Raw genomic sequence first — 17,385 nt, 5'->3', positions numbered from 1 at the left:
CGCGGGGTGATCCCTCCCGGCATACCGTCGGAACATGCGCGATCCCGACGCCCCGAGGTCTCCCTCCTCGCCCGGCTTCTGGCGCAGCCCCCTGCGCGGCCTCCGGTTCACCTCGGTGCTGGGCCTGGTCCTGTTCGCCGGCATCACCGTGCTGTTCGTGACGGGACTGGTCTCGTACGCCGCCTACAACCCCGACCTGTCGCCGGTGAACGACATGACACCGGACAAGGGGATCCTCGGCTTCTACCTCTTCGCCTGGCCGACGAACCCGCACTGGCTGTACCGGCTCAACCAGGGCGTTCACGTCACCCTCGGCATCACCCTGGTCCCCGTCCTGCTCGCCAAGCTGTGGTCCGTGGTGCCGCGGCTGTTCGCGCTGCCGCCGGCCCGATCGCTCGCGCACGCCCTGGAGCGGATCTCGCTGCTGTTCCTGGTGGGCGGCGCACTGTTCCAGTTCGTGACCGGCGTGCTCAACATCCAGCTCGACTATGTCTTCCCCGGCTCCTTCTACCCGCTGCACTTCTACGGAGCGTGGGTGTTCTTCGCCGCGTTCGTCGTCCATGTGCTGCTGAGGATGCCCACGGCGCTGCGCACTCTGCGGCACCTGCGCAAGGGCCCACGGGAGAGCCCGCAGGAGGGCCCGCAGGAAGGCCCGCGGGAGGGCCCGCGGGAGGACCCGCGGGAGGAGAGGGACGACCTGGTGTCCCCGCGCCCCGCCGAGCCGACTGTCTCCCGGCGGGGCGCCCTGTGGTTCGTCGGAGGCGGCTCACTGCTGCTGTTCGCCACCACGGCGGGGCAGAACACCGACGGTCCGCTGCGGCGCACCGCCCTCCTCGCACCGCACGGCGGTGGCGACCCCGGCGAGGGTCCGAACGGCTTCCAGATCAACAAGACCGCCGCGTACGCCGGGATCGACGCGGCGGAGACGGGCGAGGACGCATGGCGGCTCGTCGTCACCGGACGCACGGGCACCGTGCGTCTCGGCCGGGAGGAGCTGCTCCGGCTCCCCCTGCACAGCGCGGCACTGCCCATCGCCTGCGTGGAGGGCTGGTCGACGTCGGACCAGTGGTGGCGCGGGGTGCGGCTGCGCGACCTCGCGGCGCTCGTCGGGTACGACGACCCGCCGGACGTGTTCGTCGAGTCCCTCCAGCGACGCGGCGCCTTCCGGAAGGCCGCGCTGCGCGCCAACCAGGTGGCCGACCCGCGTTCCCTGCTCGCCCTGTACGTCAACGGCGAGGAGCTGTCCCTCGACCACGGCCGGCCGGCGCGGGTCATCGTGCCCGCCGCGCCCGGTGTGCTCAACACCAAGTGGGTGGCCCGGCTGACGTTCGGAGACCTGTGATGCGCCCGCCGCTCGCCCGTATTCCGATCGGCAGCCCCCTGCAGATCCTGCTGCTCGCCTGCTCGTTCGCGCTCACCGCCTATGCGGGGGTGCGGCTGCTCGCGGGCGACTGGTTCGGCGTGGCGCTGTGGTTCGTGGGGGCGGCGCTGCTGCACGACCTCGTGCTGCTGCCCTTGTACACGGTCGCGGACCGGGCGGTCGTACGGGGGCTCGACGCGGCCCGGCGCCGGGAGTGGACGCTGTACGTGCGCGTACCGGCGGCCCTATCAGGGCTGCTCCTTCTGGTGTGGTTCCCCTTGATCAGCGGCATGGTGGAGCGGCGCTACCGGCTCGTCACCGGGATGTCGACGGATGTGTTCCTCGCCCGCTGGCTGCTGATCACCGCCGCCCTCTTCGGCGGTTCGGCGCTGCTGCTGGTGCTGCGGCTGCGCGGAACGGCGAAGCACCGTCAGCCGGACGCCCGCTGACCGGCCCCTCCCGGGATGTGCCATGCGCGGGTCGGGGCGGCTCCGCGGCGGGTCAGGGGCCGGTGACGGCCGCCGTGCACCGGGCCAGCCGGGCCGCGAAACGGCCGTGCGGGGCCAGGGCGGCGACGGCACGGGCGTCGGCGGCGGTGTCGACGTCGCGCAGGAGCGGCAGGTCACGCACCCGCAGACCGGCGGTGAGGAGCCGGTCCCGTTGGACCGCTCCCGTCGTCGGGGCCGACATGGGCACGCCCCGCAGCAGCCCGGGATCGGGGCGCGCCAGGCCGAGGGCCCAGAAGCCGCCGTCCTCGGCCGGGCCGAAGTGGGCGTCGCAGTCGGTGAAGTCCACGGTGAGCAGCTCCGGCGTCACCTGTGGGGTGTCCATGCCGATGAGCAGGGCCGGGCCGTCGCAGTGCGCGAAGGCGTCCGCCAGCCGTTCGTCCAGCCCGCCCGCGCACTGCGGCACGACGTCGAAGCCCGGTGGCAGCCAGGGGCCGGGGGTGCCGTCGAGGACGAGGACGCGCCGGGAGGCGGGCGCGGCCGCCACGGCCCGCAGGGTGTCCACGAGGGCGGCCTCGGCCAGCTCCGCCGCCTGACCGGGCGTGAACGGCGGGGTGAGCCGGGTCTTGACCCGGCCCGGCCGAGGCTCCTTGGCGATGACGAGGAGCGTGGTCAACGAACGCGTCCTCCTTCGTGTGCGGGAGGTGCGCTGGGAGGTTCGCCCAGCACGCGGCTCATGTCCCGCACGGCCTGCCAGGTGCCGCGCCAGGTGCCCGTGACCTTCGAGGCCCCGGTGCGCGGCAGGTACGGCACGTCGTGCTCGACGATCCGCCAGCCGGCGTCGGCCGCGCGGACGACCATCTGGAGCGGATAACCGCTGCGCCGGTCGGTGAGGCCGAGGGCGAGCAGGGGCTTGCGGCGGGCGGCGCGCAGGGGACCGAGGTCGTGCAGGCGCAGCCCGGTGCGGCGGCGCAGCATCCGGGCGAGCGCCAGATTGCCGGCGCGGGCGTGCACGGGCCACGCGCCCCGGCCGCGCGGACACCGTCGGCCGAGTACCAGGTCGGCTCCGCCGCCTTGGACCTCACGGACGAAGGGGACGAGGAGCGACGGGTCGAGAGAGGCGTCGCCGTCGCAGAAGCACACCACGTCGGCGGTGGCGGCGGTCAGCCCGGCGTGGCAGGCGGCGCCGAAGCCCCGGCGCGGCTCGTGCACGACGGTCGCGCCGCACGCGCGGGCGACCTCGGCCGAGCCGTCGGTGGAACCGTTGTCGACGACGAGCGCGCGCCAGCCCGGCGGGATCCGTGCGAGGACCCAGGGAAGGGCCTCGGCCTCGTTCAGACAGGGCAGCACCACATCGACATCGCCGTCCGAAGGAGTCGTCGTCACGCTCTCACCCCACAAGGATGAATCGGGCATACAAGACTCCTGTTCCCGGTGAGACGCGGATACCCAGGGCCGCCGGGAAGGCATCCGGGGGTACCGGCAGCGGCAGCGGTTGTACAAGTACCCCGGAGTCCCCTGGGGCGCGCGGCCCGCCCGCCAGCGCTTCTCGGACGCGGCGCGGGCAGTACCGCCGGTCCGCCAGGTCCTATGTCTCCCGCATCCCGGCCCGCGCGAACTCCGTCATGCCCTCCTCGAAACCGATCTCAGGCCGCCACCCCAGCTCGGCCCGCAGGCGCGACGAGTCCGCGACGATGCGCCGTACGTCCCCGAGCCGGTACTCGCCGGTGACCACCGGCTCGGGCCCGCCGTACGCGGCGGCCAGCGCCCGCGCCATCTCGCCGACGGTGTGCGGTTCACCGCTGCCGGTGTTGTACGTCGTGAGCACCCCCGGGGCGGCCTCCGCCTCCAGCGCCACCGCATTGGCCGCCGCCACGTCCCGGACGTGCACGAAGTCCCTCAGCTGCCGCCCGTCCTCGAACACGCGCGGTGCCTCGCCCCGGGCGAGCGCCGAGAGGAAGAAGGAGGCGACACCGGCGTACGGGGTGTCACGCGGCATTCCGGGGCCGTACACGTTGTGATAGCGCAGCGACACCGCCGACCCTCCGGTGCAGCGGGCCCAGGCGGCGGCCAGGTGCTCCTGGGCGAGCTTGGTCGCCGCGTACACGTTCCGGGGATCGGCCGGGACGTCCTCGTCGACCGGGCTGGGGGAGAGGGCGTCCCCGCACACCGGGCAGGTGGGCTCGAAGCGGCCCGCGTCGAGGTCGGCGACGGAACGCGGTCCGGGCCGTACGTTCCCGTGCCGCGGGCACGTGTACCGCCCTTCCCCGTAGACGGCCATCGATCCGGCCAGCACGAGGCGCCTGACACCGGCCTCCGCCATGGCGGCGAGCAGCACGGCGGTGCCCAGGTCGTTGCGCAGGACGTACTCCGCCGCGTCAAAGATCCCGTTGCCGAGCCCGACCATCGCGGCCTGGTGGCACACGGCGTCCACTCCGGACAGGGCGCGTTTGACGGCTTCCGGGTCCCGCACGTCGGCGCGGGGATCCTCCCGCACGTCGAACACGAGCGGCTCATGTCCGCGCTCCCGGAGCACGGACACGACATGGGACCCGATGAACCCGGCACCGCCGGTGACCAGTACGCGCATATGATCACGTTAGTGGTGATTCATCGGATTCATCGGGTTGTCGCACCGCTCGCAGTCCGGCGGAAGGAGCGGAAGAACCCGCAGGAGCCGGCGCGGACTCGCTGTGGCCCGGCTGGCGTCGGCCGGTGACGCACCCGCACGGCCACGGGTGGGACCCGGGCCCCTCGAGCTGTCCGGATCCCCAGAAGAAGCAAGGTGGGACATACTGCACAAAGAGGGCATGTGCAGGGCGCCTCGGTGTCCTGTCCGGGCTGCAAGAACCCGGGCTGCAAGAACAAAGGAGGCACGTATGTCCCCTCCCCTGCTGGTGGACCCGGCCTGGCTGCACGAGCGCCTCGAGGACCCCGCGCTCCGGATCCTCGACGCCACCACCTTCCTCACCCAGCCCGAGGGCGACGGCTACTACGAGTTCGAATCGGGCCGCCGGGCGTACGAGAAGGCCCACATCCCCGGCGCCGTCTTCGCCGACCTGCTGCACGATCTCGCCGACCCCGACGCGGCCACCATGTTCACCGCGCTCGACAGCGAGACCTTCGCCGCCCGGATCGGCGCCCTCGGCGTCGGCCCCGGCACCCATGCGGTCGTCTACGACCAGGGCATGAACATCTGGGCCACCCGGCTGTGGTGGAACCTGCGGTACGAGGGCTTCGACGACGTGTCGGTGCTGAACGGCGGCCTCGCCGCCTGGACCCGGGCGGGCCACGCGGTCAGGAGCGGCGTGGAGTCCAACGAGCCCGCCGTGTTCACCGCCCGGCGCCGTCCCGAGCTCCACGCCGACAAGGACACGGTCCTCGCCGCGATCGACGACCCGGGCATCCAGCTGGTGAACTGCCTCGACCGCCCCACCTTCACCGGCACCCGCAGGACCTGCGCCCGGCCGGGCCGCATTCCCTCCAGCACGAACGTCCCCTTCCCCGACCTCGCCGACTCCGACGGCCTCCTCCACGATCCCGACGAGATCCGCGGGCTCCTCGGCGAGGCCGGGACCCTGGACGAGTCCAAGAAGGTCATCACGTACTGCGGCAGCGGCATCGCCGCCACCACCCTGGCCTTCCAGCTGGCCCTCCTCGGCCGCCCCGACGCCGCCGTCTACGACGGTTCCCTCACCGAGTGGGCCGCCGACCCGGCCCTCCCGCTCGAGGTCGGCTGACAGCGCTGACGTCCAGGAAGGATGCCGTGGGCGAGCCGCCCCGGTCGAAGGGGCGAGGGCGACGGTTCACGGGCGTCCTGGTGCCGGAGGAGCGAGGGCCGTGCGGAGCACCTTGACGGGTGCTCCGCACTGATCCGCGCCGGGCAGCCGGTCAGGCGGCTTGCGGCAGAAACGGGCTCGGAGTCCCGCTCCACGTCACACTCAGCGCTTCACGGGCGCGTGTACAGGCGACGAAGAGGAGACAGCGCTCCCGGAGCAGGTCGGCCTCGTGCTGCAGCGGGTCCGCCTCGCGCGGGGTGATCCCACGGGGGAACGGGACGGCGCCCTCGCTGACACCGAGGACGGACACCGCCCGGAACTCCAGCCCCTTCATCGCGTGCATCGTCGCCAGCCGCACCCCCTCGGTGCCCTGGTCGACCTGTCCTTTGACCCGCAGCACCGGGATGCCGGCGGCCCTCAGCTTCTCCTCGGCCGCGTCCAGGGAGAGGTTGAAGCGCGCGCACACGCCGATCTCGTGCGGTGCCAGGCCCTCGGCGAGCAGGGTTCGGACCCGGTCCACCAGGGCCTTGGTCTCCTCCTGCCGGGTCGCGTAGCCCTGCACCTGGGGGCGGCGCCCGTGGAGCAGGGAGAGGTATCCGGCGAGTGAGTCCGTTCCCTCGCCTTCGAGCGTGTCGACGGTGACGGGCGCGAGGAGCTGCGTCGACCAGGCGAGGATCTCCTCGGTGGAGCGGTAGTTGACACGCAACCGGAAGCTGCGGCCGGCCGTGGTGATGCCCAGGGAGCCGAGTGACACCCGGGAGTCGTAGATCCGCTGGTGCGGGTCGCCGGTGATGAACAGGTCGTCGGGGCCGGGGGAGACGGCGGCGCGCAGCACACGCCACTGCGCGGGGTGCAGGTCCTGGGCCTCGTCGACGACGACATGGGCGTACGGGGCCGGCCCGTCGGCGAGGAGTTCCGCCGCGCGGGCGCAGACCCGCAGATGTGTGGTCTCCTTGCGGTCGCGCAGAAGCTGTTCGAACCGTTCCACGCCGCTCCACACCTCCCGGCGCCGCGCGGGCCCGAGGCCGGTGCCGCGGCCGCGGCGGCTCGCGCCGAGGTAGGAGTCGAGATCGCGAAGGTCCTGGCCGAGGACGACGTGCCGGTACTCCTGGGCCAGGAACTGGGCGGTGAACGGCAGACCGAGCTGCTTGACGACCTTCTCCCACAGCTGCTGCTGCTCCCGGTCCCCGATCGGCTTGGGCGTGTTCGCCGACCTCGCGCGTACGACGCTGTGCGCGTAGGCGTCGACCGTCGTCACGTCGACCCGCGCCAGCAGTTTCTCGTCCTCGTCGAGGAGCAGACCGAGCATCTCGCGCAGCCCGGCGGCGAGTGCGTTCGTGTACGTGGTGAGCAGGATGCGGCCGTCGCCGGAACGGCCGAGCAGGTGCTTGACCCGGTGCAGGGCGGCCACGGTCTTGCCCGTCCCGGGTCCGCCGGTGACCTGGGCGGGACCCCCGTACGAGGTGCGGTAGGCGACGCGCCGCTGGGAGGGGTGGAGGAAGATCCGCCAGGCGGCGAACGGCTTCTCCAGGATGTCCTCCAGCTCCTGCGGCCCGGTGACCAGGCGGATGCGCGCGGGGGTGTTGGCGATCGCCGTGGCCAGGTCCTCGACCGGTTCGGCGGGCGCGTCGGCGGGCCGGCGGACGGCGACGACGTCCCGGTAGACATCCTCCGGGTCGAAGCCCTCGGCGAGGTACTCCAGAACCTCCCGCTGGTCCTCCGGCAGGAGCGCGGAGAACGCCTCCAGCTGGGCCTTGTCCACCATGGACCGCGCGGCGCGCAGCACCTGGTCGTCGATGCCGAGTTCGCGCAGGGTGCCGTCGGAGATGTCCGCGAACAGCCGTCGGGGGGCCGTGCGCGCGGCTGTCTCGTACACCGGTGTCAGTTCGTCCAGGGCGACGGCGTCGCGCACCTCCAGGGCACGGGTCGCGGTGTTCGTGCTGTACAGGCGCTTCGCCGCCCAGGCATAGGCGTCGTCGTGCGGCAGAACGTTGACCAGCAGGAACACATCACTGCCGTCGTCGGGGGCGAGGACGACGCCCCGCCAGAAGTCGGTGATGCGAATGGTGCGTATCCGCCGGTCACGGGCGTTCTCGACGGACTCCAGGTGCAGTCCCTTGTCCGCGTTGAGTTCGGCGACGCTCATGGCCTGGAACTTCGCCATGGCCTTGCGCACTCCGGCCCGTACCGGCTTTTCGAGTGTGTCGTAGCTGTCCCAGAAACTCTGGGCGAGGGCGAGCCGGGGCATGAGGTCTCTTCCCTTCCGTCCGACGGTGTTTCACGATCGCGAGTGCGGGGCGGCACCGGCCAGCCGGCCGGCGATCCCCCGGAGGGTGGCCAGGAGTTGTCCCGGTTCGCGGGAGAGGTCGAGGCTGTGCTGGTACAGCCTTGTCCCTCGCCCGTCCGGTCCCGCCGTTCCGCGCACCTCGTGGAAGCGCTCGGGGTGCCGTCCGGCCGCGTACACCAGATGTGCCTCGCGCAGACCGAGCACGGTGGCGTACGCGAGCGCCTGGTACAGGTCGGCGTTGAGAAGCCCGTCGGCCTTCTCGACCTTGTACTTGGCGTCGACGACGGCGAGCGGGGTGCGGCCGTCGCCGGTGCGGACGACGAGATCGGGACGCATGCGGACGAGGCCCGCGGTGTCGAGGTGGTGGATGTCCTGGAGCCGCGCGGTCAGTCCGTGCTCCCGCAGGGCCTCGCGCAGGGCGACGGTGACGAAGTCCTCGAACAGCTGGTTCATGTCGAGCAGGAAGCCGTCCACGGCGAGCGGCTCGGCCCCGGCGGGCCGGTGCTCCGGCGAGGTGCCGCGCAGGACGGCCTCGGCGAGCCGCAGTGCGGGCCGGTAGCGGGAGTTGAGGCGGGACGGCTGCCACCGGGGCAGTTCCTGCCCCCGCACCAGCGGCCGGGCGTCGGCGAGGCGGACGCGCTGATGGGCCAGGCGCCGCCGGACGGGACCGGGGACGTCCGGCAGCCGCAGCAGCCGCTCGGCGGCGGCGCGCAGGATACGGTTCTCGGCGATGTCGGCGGTGTACGCGTCGTAGGCGATCTCCACGGGCGGGGTGCGGCCGAAGTGCCGCCGGATCTGCTCGGCCTCACGGATCCGCCCGCGTACGACCAGCGCGGACTCCTCCACCTCCCGGTAGCCCTGGAGGACCCCCTGGCGCAGTGCCGCGTCGATCTGCCGCTCCACGGCGTGCGCGAGCGCGGGGACGACGTCGTCGTACGTGCCGGTGTCGATGGTGCCCTCCCGGCTGTCGCGCCAGGCGCGTGCCGGGTCGAGGCTGAACCCGAGCAGGAAGAACAGCCGGCGCACCGGGGTTTTGGGCATGATCCGTACGACCGGACCGCCGGGTGTGCGCACGGCACCGACCAGGCTGCCCGCCCGCAGCAGCCAGTGCCCGTCCCGGCCGGGGTCCGGGGTGGCGCTCCGCAGGATGCCGGAGGCGGCAAGGGCCCGCCCGGCGCCGGCGTCCAGGGGGACGGAGACGGCGGGCCCGTACTCGCGCAGCGTCACCTCGCCCACGGGCATCGCCGGGTGCGCGCCCGCAGCCGCCGGGCCCGTGCCCGCCGCGCTCATGCCGACGGGCGCTGTCCGCGCAGCGCGTCGAGGCCGTAGCGGGCGGCGACGTCGAGGCCCTCGCCGTAGTGGTGTTCCTCCAGCAGGGGCAGGATCTTCGTGCGCCAGACCCGTTCGAGGCCGCCGTCGCGGTAGACCCCGGGCTTCATCAGATACGACGGGCCGATCGCGAAGTCGGCGTCCCCGATACGGGCGTTGAGCGCATCGAGGAGACGGGCGGGCTCCAGGTCCCTGCCCTCGCGCTTCAGCCAGCGCGCGAGCAGTCCGGCGGTCGGCTCGCTGCGCGGCGAGAGTTCCACGAACGCGAAACGGCGCCGCATCGCCGCGTCGACCAGGGCGATCGACCGGTCGGCGGTGTTCATCGTGCCGATCACGAAGAGGTTGGGCGGCAGCGCGAAGTCGTCCCCCGAGTAGGTCAGACGGACCGACCTCCTCCGGTACTCCAGGAGGAAGTACAGCTCGCCGAAGACCTTCGCGAGATTGGCGCGGTTGATCTCGTCGATGACCAGGAAGTACGGGACGTGCTGATTGCCCTCGCGCAGGGCGAGGTCGGCGAGCTCCCGCAGCGGACCGGCCGTCAGCCGGAAGGCCACCTCCTGTGTCTCGGGGTCTTCCACGGGCCGGAACCCCTCGAAGAAGTCCTCATAGGTGTACGAGGGGTGGAACTGCACGATCTTGACCTGTTCCGGGCCGCCGCCGAAGTACTCGGCCAGTTCCAGCGCCAGATACGTCTTGCCCGTGCCCGGCGGACCGTGGAACACCAGCTGCTTCTCGTCGAGGAGGATTTCGCGCAGCTCCTCCAGCCAGGCCCGGTCGTGGACGAGGAGCCTGTCGGCGAGCGCGTCGGTGACGGGCGGCAGCGACACCTCCTGCTGGGCCTGCCCGTCCACGGCGGGAAGTCCGCTGCCGGCCGTCGCCGGATCCGTGCTCCCGCTGCGCCCGGGCAGCCTGTCCAGCGCCTCCAGGACACCGGTCAGGTCGACGACGTCGTGCTGCAGGGACAGCTTCTGCTGCACGTCGTCCGGCAGGTCCTCGTACACGTGGCTGTCCGCCTCCCAGGCCACGGTCCGGCGCAGATTGGACAGCCCGTCCGGCGACGCGGTCTGCACGGCGTCCCCGGTGATCTCCCCGATGTACAGGCGGCCGTCGGAGAAGGTGGCCACCGTGTCGCCCACGCGCATCTGGGTCAGGAAGGCGTGGAACTCATCGACGAAGCTCCGCTTCTGGTGGTACGAAGCCGCCTGCTCGTACCCCTCCTCGACGAAGCGGCGCAGTGCGCTCTTGGTCGGGTCGGTCTCCTCCAGGCGCGGCAGATGCGTGGCCGCGAGCGAGACGAACCCCTCCTTCAGCCACAGCTGCCGCACCAGGTTGTGCCCGGAGACGTTGTTGCCGCGCACCAGCCACGCCTTGCGCGGGGCACGCCAGCTGGGCGCCTGGTAGTCGACGAGCGGGTGACCCTCGTCGGTCCGCCAGGCCTCCGGGCCCGAAGCGTCGTAGCCGTACACCAGCGAGGCGGCGGCCGATGAGGAGTTGCACGCGATGTCCCGGGTCGTCACCCAGCACGGCGGTGTCTGCGGCCCGTCGGGACCGGCGGGGGCATCGACGAGTCCGCCGTCCGCGCGCAGCTCCTCACGCAACCGGCGTACGTATCCGCTGAGTCTGGGCCATGACTCGGCGGACACCGCCGAACCCTCCCGCAGGAGGAACTTGTGCGTGCCGTTGTCGCCGAACTCGGTGAGCGGATACCCACGCGCCTCACCGCCTCCCTTGGGAAGCCTGATGCGGAACTCAGGTGTGCCGGGGAGGCGTTCGTGCTGCGGCATGAGGACCTTCCGGACAGGACTCGGTCTGCGCGGACCCCGCACACTTTACCTGTTGACACTGTCAATTGAACTTTGATTGCGATTGAAGTTTAATCACTCATGTGTTGACGCTGTAAACGGGTGGGCTCTAAGGTGTGAACGTATCCGGCCGGTCTCCTTTGGGGCGATTCGACGCCGGATTGCCGAAGTGGGGGTGCCATGGGTGGGGAGTCGACCGCCGCGGCCGAACGGCGCGCGGTCGAGGCGGAGTCGCCGTCCGTCATCGACAGGCTCAGGCGTTGCGCCTCTCGTGCGGGGGGCGTCAGTTGGCGGGCCTTCAGCCAGGAAGCGGACCGGCTCGGGCTCACGACCGACGAGCAGAGGCAGAAGCTGCGTGACGGGCTCGCCGAACTCGGCAAGGGCCGCCCTCCCGTGTCGCTGATGACGGGGCGAAGGGGCGTGATCGGTCCTTGCAGGCCGCAGTCGGTGTCCGGAGGGAGAAGCAGCGCACGACGAGCGGCTTCCGAGCGCCTCGGCTTCTGCCCTGACCAGGCTTTTCGCATCCAAGGCGTGTAGTGGCCCCGGCGTACACGGGGCAAAGCCCGTTCCACCTTCTTGTCTCTCGAGGCGGTTGGCTCGCGTGTTCTCGGAGGATCCAGAGTTGGGGCAGATCGACACTCGTCTCATTCAGACCGCGGTCATCGGAGGCCGTGATTCGGACCAGCCGGTGATCCTTCCTGAAGAGCCGCACAACTTCGACGAGTTCCTCCGCCAGTTCGGGAGAGACGACTTCTGGTGCGGCACGCTTCTCGGCGGCTGCGGAGAACCGCTGCGCCCCAAACGGTATGTGACAAGGGTCTGCCACTTCGCCCACGAGGCCAGACCCGGCCGTGGGGAATGTCACCGGACCACTCACAGCGTGGACAGCGCCGACCACTTGTTCATCAAGGCCCATGTCACCCGCTGGCTGGCGACACAGGGGCACGAGGTCCAGGGGGAGTTGCGCACTTTTGGGCACTGCCACGGTGATGCCGTGGATTTCTGGTTGCGTCGCGCGAACATGCACCTTCGGTTCGAGCTTCACCCCGAGGACTACCGAAGCTGGCGCAAGGCGGCGGACAGCCTGAGCGCGAAGGAAGGCCGTATCGAGTGGGTCTTCGGCCGGGACGACGTCCTCGCACGCGACATGGCGGCGCGTCGCGGATACGCGCTGCTCGTGCGGTGCAGGACCGAGGGCAACGACCGTCGAGTGCTCATCGGCACCACGGCCGACGGAACGAAGACGGACTGGACCCCACTGGAACACTGCCGTATGACCGGCAACGGCCTTGTCACGCCCGCGCTCGAGGAACTGCGCGTCAAGGGACTGGTCCGCGACGGCGGCGTCGACTGCGCGCCGCTCCCCGGCAGCCTGCCCCTCACCGGTGAACGGGTCGTGTTCGCGGTGGACACCGAGTCGGCGCTCCCGTCCTCGTCGCCGTTCGCCATGACCGGCCGGTACCTGGTCCCCGGTTTCGTCAAGACGGCGGGAAGCCGCATCGTTCGGGCCCATCTGTCCCTGCCCGACACGGTGCCGATGCCCACGGACCAGTACGTCTACCGTCTTGCGGGCCCGGTTCGGCTGCTGGTCACGGACATCGCCGGGGAACACGGTTCCCCGTGGGCGGTCCAGGCCGACGCCCTGGTCCGGCTCAACGGCCTGGACGCGGAACGCACCGGTCTGTGGCGTCCCAGTGTCGCACTCGACGAGAAGCACGTCCCGGCGCCCCGCGCCTCCAGCACATGTGAGCGGACACCGCTCACCGAACCCGTGTCCAGTGAGCCCGAGGTGCCGGAGACCGCACCGGGGAAGCCGGCCGAGGCACTCGGGAAAGTGCTGGAGGAGGTCGCGGCGAAGGGCGCCACGATCACCTGGAGCGAACTGGCCGAACGGCTCGGCAGGTGGGTCTACGACCTGTCGGACCCCAAACGCCAGGAACTGCTGATCGAGGTGGACAAGCCGCGGGTGCCCGACCGCCCGCTGCTGAGCGTCCTGATCGTCACCCACTTGGGCAGGCCCCTTCCCTACCTGGGCCAGGTACTGACCCGGCTCGGGTTGGCCGAACCGGTCTCGGAGTTCGCTCTGCAGCAGTGGGCGGTGGCCGAGGCCAAGAAGACGCATACGGCGTACGGGAGCCGGCCGACGCGCGGGCCGGCCGCCCCGTCGTCCGGTACGAACCGGTCGGCCGCCGGGGCGGCGCCCTCCGAGAACGACCTGCGTCAGGCGCGCCGGAGGCGTGCGCGGATGCGGGAGAAGCTGGAGGAGGCGGCGAAGACCCGGGCCCGGACGAAAGGGATGCGCGTCCAGCGCCTGTCGGAGGCGATGGAACAAGGCGAGGCGCTTCTCCGACAGTACGAGCAGGCCTGCTCCCACAGGCGGACCCTCCGTGCCTGGCTGAGTGAGAGCGACAGCGTTCTGTTCCGTCTCGACCGCCTGATCGGCCGCCCGGTCACCGTCCCCCAGGACAGGACGGAACACCGAACCGTCTCTCCCGAACCGAAACCGGTCAAGGCCGTCGAACCGAAACCGGCCAAGACCGTCGAACCGAAACCGGCCGAGACGAAGAATCCGCATCTCAGGAAGATCAGACGTCTGCTCGACGAACTGAACCGGACTCACGAGCACCGGTCCACCCAGGACCTGCAGCGGCTGCTCGACGAGATCGGGAAGCAGTGCGAACAGTACGCCCAGCCACTGCCGCTCAAGGATGCCAAGCAGGTCAGACGCCTGCGGCGCAGGCTGGAGAATCGGATGTCCGCCGAGCGCGCCGACCAACCCGCGGCCGCCCCGCGGAACCCGTCGTCGGCGGGCCGTACCGCCGAGTCACCGCGGGATGACCGCCTGCCGGCCGAGAGGATCGCCAAGCTGGCCCTCACCGTCCGTGGCGTCCTCGAGGAACTGGCCCGTGCCGACGGCACCCCCCTGAACTGGGGCGATCTTCGTCGCAGGGCGGGCGGACAGCTTCCCTTCCTGCACCTCGACGACCAAGTCGCGTTGCTCGTCGAGGTGGATCGGGACACACCGGCCGACACGCCGCTCCTGTCCGCGCTGGTCGACGGTTCCGCCGCCGCCCCGCACCGGCTCTACCACCAGGTGCGCCTGGGGCTCGGCCGGGAGCCTGTCCCCGCCACGGAACTCGAATCCCATCGAGCCATGGCGGTTCTCCGGTTGCGGCAGCTTTGGCGTCACCGACGGTGAGCGGGGTGTGGTACCGGCACCCGTGACGAGGTGAGAGAGGCGAAGCCGTGTGCGTCGTACATCGACCGGAGGGCTACGCGGACGGGCGCGGATGCGGTGACGACGCGACCGGGACCACGAGCACACGACGAAGCCGGCCCGGTCCCGGAACGGTCCGACGTGTGACGAGTGACGTCCGAGCGCCGCGATCCGGGAGCCCGAGGGAACGAGAATCCGCCGTTCCCGTCGGACGACAGCCGTAGGATCCCATGGAAAACCAGGGGGAACGATGACCGACGACCGCAAGACCACTGTGCCGGTGTGGACGCTGGCGACCGCCGACGTCCGGGTGCCGGGGCTGACCGCCGGTGAGCCGATGACGGCCGAGCGGCTGGCCGAACTGCGCGGCGCGCTGGCCGCCCTGGCCGAGGAGCCCATCGTCACCCTGGAGGTGCATCCGCTGCCCGACAAGCTCGACCGCAGCCGTGGCATCCTGCTCAGCGCCGCGAGCCCTCTGGCACAGCACCTGACGGAGTTCGTCACCCGATCGGCGCGCACCTCTCTCACGACGGCCCGGGCGACCGCGTCCGGCGAGAACCTGTACCAGATGGTGATCCCGTCGAAGGTCGCCGCCCAGTTCGGTCAGGGCCTTGTCCGCCCGATGGCGGCGAAGGGCGGGGGCTTCTACAGTTCCCTCGTCGACGGGACGGGCGAGATCGTCGCCAAAGCCAAGCTCGTGCCCGTCCAGGGCGCGGCAGCCGCAGGTACGGTCGGCGGGGCCGGCGTGACGGCCGGTGCCGCGGCCGTCGGCGGTACGGCGCTCACCGTGGCGGCCCCACTCGTGCTGATGGCCGTGGCGGCCGGGGTCAGCGCGCACGCGGACCGTCAACGGCAACTGGCGATCGAGCACATCACGGAACTGCTGGAGCAGGTGCTGCAGGACAAGCTCGACGACGAGCTGAACGCACTCAACGGCTGCCGTCCCGCGATCGACAAGGCCACGGCCGTCCTCCTCGACCAGGGCAAGCTCGGGCTGTCGCTGGGGCTGGACTCGGCGGTGCACACCATCGACACGGCGCTGAGCAAGGCCGAGTCCCGCCTCAAAGGCTGGCAGAAGGCGCTCGACGCGCTGCCCGAGGACCAGCCCGTCGAACTGGCCGCACTGGCGCAGTCGTTCCCCGGCATCGACGACGACGGCGGCACGTTCCGCACCCACCTCGAACTCGCCTCCCTGGCCATCGCGCTGAAACGGCGAGTCGCCGTCGTCCAGGCCGTCGAGCACGCCCAGGACGATCCCGGCAACCCGTTCCGGCACTTCATGGCCGCACTCAAGCGCGACCAGGAGAGCCTCGACGCACTGGAGTCGGGCATCGCCGCCGTCCTGGTGCGTCTGTCGTCCCTGGAACTGGCGCGTCCGGCCGGTCGCCGCCCCGTCCTCACCACGAACGAGGTCGACCGCCTGCTGCGCGCCGCCCACCGCATCCACCGGCTGGGCAGCGGGGTCAGGCTCGACAGCCGCCCGACGGACGTGGCCATCGACATGGCCCGCCACAAGGACGGCTCGGTGATCGTGTTCCCGGCGCGACCCGCGTAGCGGTCGGCGCCCGGGCGGCAGGACGCTCCCGCCGGTGGGCGTGCCCGCCGGCGCGGACTCGCCGCGGCCCTGGGCGGCGAGTTACCCGAGCCGTACGAGCCCGGGCGTCCCGGGGCTGCCCGGTCGCGCGTTCCACGCCCCGGCGGGGCGTCGCGGGCTACCGGGACCTCCCTGCGCTCCCGTAGCGGTGCACCACGATTCCGACCACCGTACCGACCGGCCGGCCGACGGGGGACGGCTGCGCACGGCGAGGGCCGTCCGATCCCCCAGGCCCCTCAGCGGCACCCGACGGGGCGTGCGCATCGGGTGCCGCCCGGCCGCCGGCGAGCTGCGAAGATGCCTCTGGTTCCCAGGGGAGGGCATGTGTTCGTTTTCGTGTGCGCGGGGTGCGGCGCGGAGTTGACCGCTCCACTGACCCAGGTCGCCCTGCCGGTCCACGCCCATCAGAGCTACGGAAACGGGGTCCAGCTTCCGGTGCTCATGCAGCCGGGGACGTTCGCCGTGGACCCGGAGTCGTGGGGACGGCCCCGGCGGATGCGGGACGAGGGCGATCCGGCCGAGGCCGAGGAGCGCGGTGTCCACGCACCCGTCCCCGCCCTGTCCGACGGCACGCCCGGAGCGTACGTCATCGCGCCCGGCGACATCCGTGGCACGCGGCTGCTTCCCGAGGCCCGCGGCATCGCCTGTTGCGGCTTCGGCGGCGCCGACGGCCCCAACACGGCCTGCTCGGCCTGCGGTCTCCTCGTGGCGACCCGCATCGACGACTGCTCGCTCTGGCAGTCGGTGCGGCTCGACCCCGACGCCGTGCGCCGCATCCCCGTCGACGGCCCCGGACCCGCGCCCCTGTCCTGGGCCGAACTCGCCGAACACGGCGAGAAGACGCCCCCGGTCGAGCCGGTCGCCACCTGGGGAGGGCGGCCGGAACACAACCACTTCTGGTCGTGGAGCCCCCGGTGGGAGGCAGCAGCCGGCCACGCCCTCGCCCACCTGCTGGAAGCCTCCGAGGGGCACCCCGTACGGGTCCCCGACGGCCTGACAACGGACATGTTCCAGCGCGTGCTTGACGTCCTGCTGCCCGAGGACGGCCCGGAACGGCACGCCGCCCTCGCCGGACCGGGACAGCCCGCCCCGGACCCGGATGCCGAGATCCTCCTCGTGCCGATCCATCCCCGGACGGGCGACATGTGGGCTCCCGACGGTCCCGCCGCCTCGGCCCACCGGGTGCCCCTGCCGCTGGGTGTGTGGCGCCGGCTGGTCGAGCCCGAGCAGCGCACTTTGATCAGCACGACGAGCCACGTACCGCGGGACGTCCTCGACGAGGACGAGCCTCCGCAGACTCCCGGCGCGCTGTTCCGGCCCGACTGGCGCATCTTCGACAGCACCGTTGCCCGGCTGCCCGTGGCCCGGAGCCCCTGGCTGAGCCCGGTCCTGGAACGGCTCCGGCAGGGCCGGTGGATCGAGGTCTTCTGACCGCCCGTCAACCGGCCTGTGCGGAACGGTCACACGGTGACGGCCGCCGCGCCCCCTCCGGCCGAGAGCACCGCCCGGACGGTTGTGCCGGTCGGCGGGTAGGGGACGCAGTCCCCGTGGTCGGCGAGGGCGGTGACGAG

At 71.8% G+C, this 17,385-nt stretch carries 12 protein-coding genes; 6 read left to right on the top strand and 6 right to left on the bottom strand.

Annotation, left to right across the window (positions count from 1 at the left end; genetic code table 11):
- Nucleotides 1-34 precede the first annotated feature (34 nt).
- Nucleotides 35-1,342 (top strand): molybdopterin-dependent oxidoreductase, encoded by a 1,308-nt coding sequence (locus ABD224_RS00880; protein ID WP_344045579.1) that lies wholly within the window; start codon nt 35-37, stop codon nt 1,340-1,342.
- Complete coding sequence (locus ABD224_RS00875) at nt 1,342-1,809, top strand: hypothetical protein (RefSeq protein WP_344045577.1); 468 nt, start codon at nt 1,342-1,344, stop codon at nt 1,807-1,809. Before ABD224_RS00880 ends, ABD224_RS00875 begins: the two co-directional genes overlap by 1 nt.
- A 52-nt stretch (nt 1,810-1,861) precedes the next feature.
- Here ABD224_RS00875 and ABD224_RS00870 read toward each other — a convergent pair whose 3' ends face one another.
- The 3 genes from ABD224_RS00870 to ABD224_RS00860 form a co-directional block, all read right to left on the bottom strand.
- On the bottom strand, nt 1,862-2,482 hold the full coding sequence (locus tag ABD224_RS00870; RefSeq protein WP_344045575.1) for a TIGR04282 family arsenosugar biosynthesis glycosyltransferase: 621 nt from the start codon (nt 2,480-2,482) through the stop codon (nt 1,862-1,864).
- Complete coding sequence (locus tag ABD224_RS00865; protein ID WP_344045573.1) at nt 2,479-3,222, bottom strand: glycosyltransferase family 2 protein; 744 nt, start codon at nt 3,220-3,222, stop codon at nt 2,479-2,481. Before ABD224_RS00865 ends, ABD224_RS00870 begins: the two co-directional genes overlap by 4 nt.
- 172 nt (nt 3,223-3,394) lie before the next feature.
- Nucleotides 3,395-4,396: an NAD-dependent epimerase/dehydratase family protein gene (locus ABD224_RS00860; protein ID WP_344045571.1), complete on the bottom strand. Its 1,002-nt coding sequence runs from the start codon at nt 4,394-4,396 to the stop codon at nt 3,395-3,397.
- A gap of 289 nt (nt 4,397-4,685) precedes the next feature.
- Between ABD224_RS00860 and ABD224_RS00855 the strand changes: the two genes are divergently transcribed.
- Nucleotides 4,686-5,546 (top strand): sulfurtransferase, encoded by an 861-nt coding sequence (locus tag ABD224_RS00855; RefSeq protein ID WP_344045569.1) that lies wholly within the window; start codon nt 4,686-4,688, stop codon nt 5,544-5,546.
- A 151-nt stretch (nt 5,547-5,697) separates the two neighbouring features.
- On the opposite strand, the gene ABD224_RS00850 is transcribed toward ABD224_RS00855, so the two are convergent.
- The 3 genes from ABD224_RS00850 to ABD224_RS00840 are packed head-to-tail and all read right to left on the bottom strand — an operon-like array spanning nt 5,698 to nt 10,985.
- Nucleotides 5,698-7,833, bottom strand: a complete 2,136-nt coding sequence (locus tag ABD224_RS00850) for a UvrD-helicase domain-containing protein (protein WP_344045567.1) — start codon at nt 7,831-7,833, stop codon at nt 5,698-5,700.
- Between the two features lie 30 nt (nt 7,834-7,863).
- A complete protein-coding gene (locus ABD224_RS00845; RefSeq protein ID WP_344045565.1) occupies nt 7,864-9,162 on the bottom strand; it encodes an McrC family protein in 1,299 nt (432 codons plus the stop codon).
- The gene (locus tag ABD224_RS00840) at nt 9,159-10,985 is read right to left on the bottom strand and encodes a DUF4357 domain-containing protein (protein WP_344045563.1); all 1,827 of its coding nucleotides are present in this window, start codon (nt 10,983-10,985) and stop codon (nt 9,159-9,161) included. Before ABD224_RS00840 ends, ABD224_RS00845 begins: the two co-directional genes overlap by 4 nt.
- A 706-nt stretch (nt 10,986-11,691) precedes the next feature.
- On the opposite strand from ABD224_RS00840, the gene ABD224_RS00835 reads away from it, so the two are divergent.
- From ABD224_RS00835 to ABD224_RS00825, 3 genes are all read left to right on the top strand, one after another.
- Nucleotides 11,692-14,202, top strand: coding sequence for a competence protein CoiA family protein (locus ABD224_RS00835; protein WP_344045561.1), 2,511 nt, complete (start codon nt 11,692-11,694; stop codon nt 14,200-14,202).
- Nucleotides 14,203-14,470: 268 nt separating this feature from the next.
- A complete protein-coding gene (locus ABD224_RS00830) occupies nt 14,471-15,775 on the top strand; it encodes a hypothetical protein (RefSeq protein ID WP_344045559.1) in 1,305 nt (434 codons plus the stop codon).
- A 363-nt stretch (nt 15,776-16,138) separates the two neighbouring features.
- A complete protein-coding gene (locus tag ABD224_RS00825) occupies nt 16,139-17,245 on the top strand; it encodes a hypothetical protein (protein ID WP_344045557.1) in 1,107 nt (368 codons plus the stop codon).
- The last annotated feature ends 140 nt before the right edge of the window (nt 17,246-17,385 follow it).

It is taken from the genome of Streptomyces thermoalcalitolerans, from assembly GCF_039525155.1.
In the GTDB taxonomy this organism is placed as follows: Bacteria; Actinomycetota; Actinomycetes; order Streptomycetales; family Streptomycetaceae; genus Streptomyces; species Streptomyces thermovulgaris.
Note: the sequence above shows the minus strand (reverse complement) of the source record. Positions and strands in the feature narration are given on the sequence as shown.

Coding starts and splice junctions, on each gene's coding strand:
- ABD224_RS00880 (WP_344045579.1), top strand. CDS start 35: ATGCGCGATCCCGACGCCCCGAGGTCTCCCTCCTCGCCCGGCTTCTGG.
- ABD224_RS00875 (WP_344045577.1), top strand. CDS start 1,342: ATGCGCCCGCCGCTCGCCCGTATTCCGATCGGCAGCCCCCTGCAGATC.
- ABD224_RS00865 (WP_344045573.1), bottom strand. CDS start 3,222: ATGCCCGATTCATCCTTGTGGGGTGAGAGCGTGACGACGACTCCTTCG.
- ABD224_RS00860 (WP_344045571.1), bottom strand. CDS start 4,396: ATGCGCGTACTGGTCACCGGCGGTGCCGGGTTCATCGGGTCCCATGTC.
- ABD224_RS00855 (WP_344045569.1), top strand. CDS start 4,686: ATGTCCCCTCCCCTGCTGGTGGACCCGGCCTGGCTGCACGAGCGCCTC.
- ABD224_RS00850 (WP_344045567.1), bottom strand. CDS start 7,833: ATGCCCCGGCTCGCCCTCGCCCAGAGTTTCTGGGACAGCTACGACACA.
- ABD224_RS00845 (WP_344045565.1), bottom strand. CDS start 9,162: ATGAGCGCGGCGGGCACGGGCCCGGCGGCTGCGGGCGCGCACCCGGCG.
- ABD224_RS00840 (WP_344045563.1), bottom strand. CDS start 10,985: ATGCCGCAGCACGAACGCCTCCCCGGCACACCTGAGTTCCGCATCAGG.
- ABD224_RS00830 (WP_344045559.1), top strand. CDS start 14,471: ATGACCGACGACCGCAAGACCACTGTGCCGGTGTGGACGCTGGCGACC.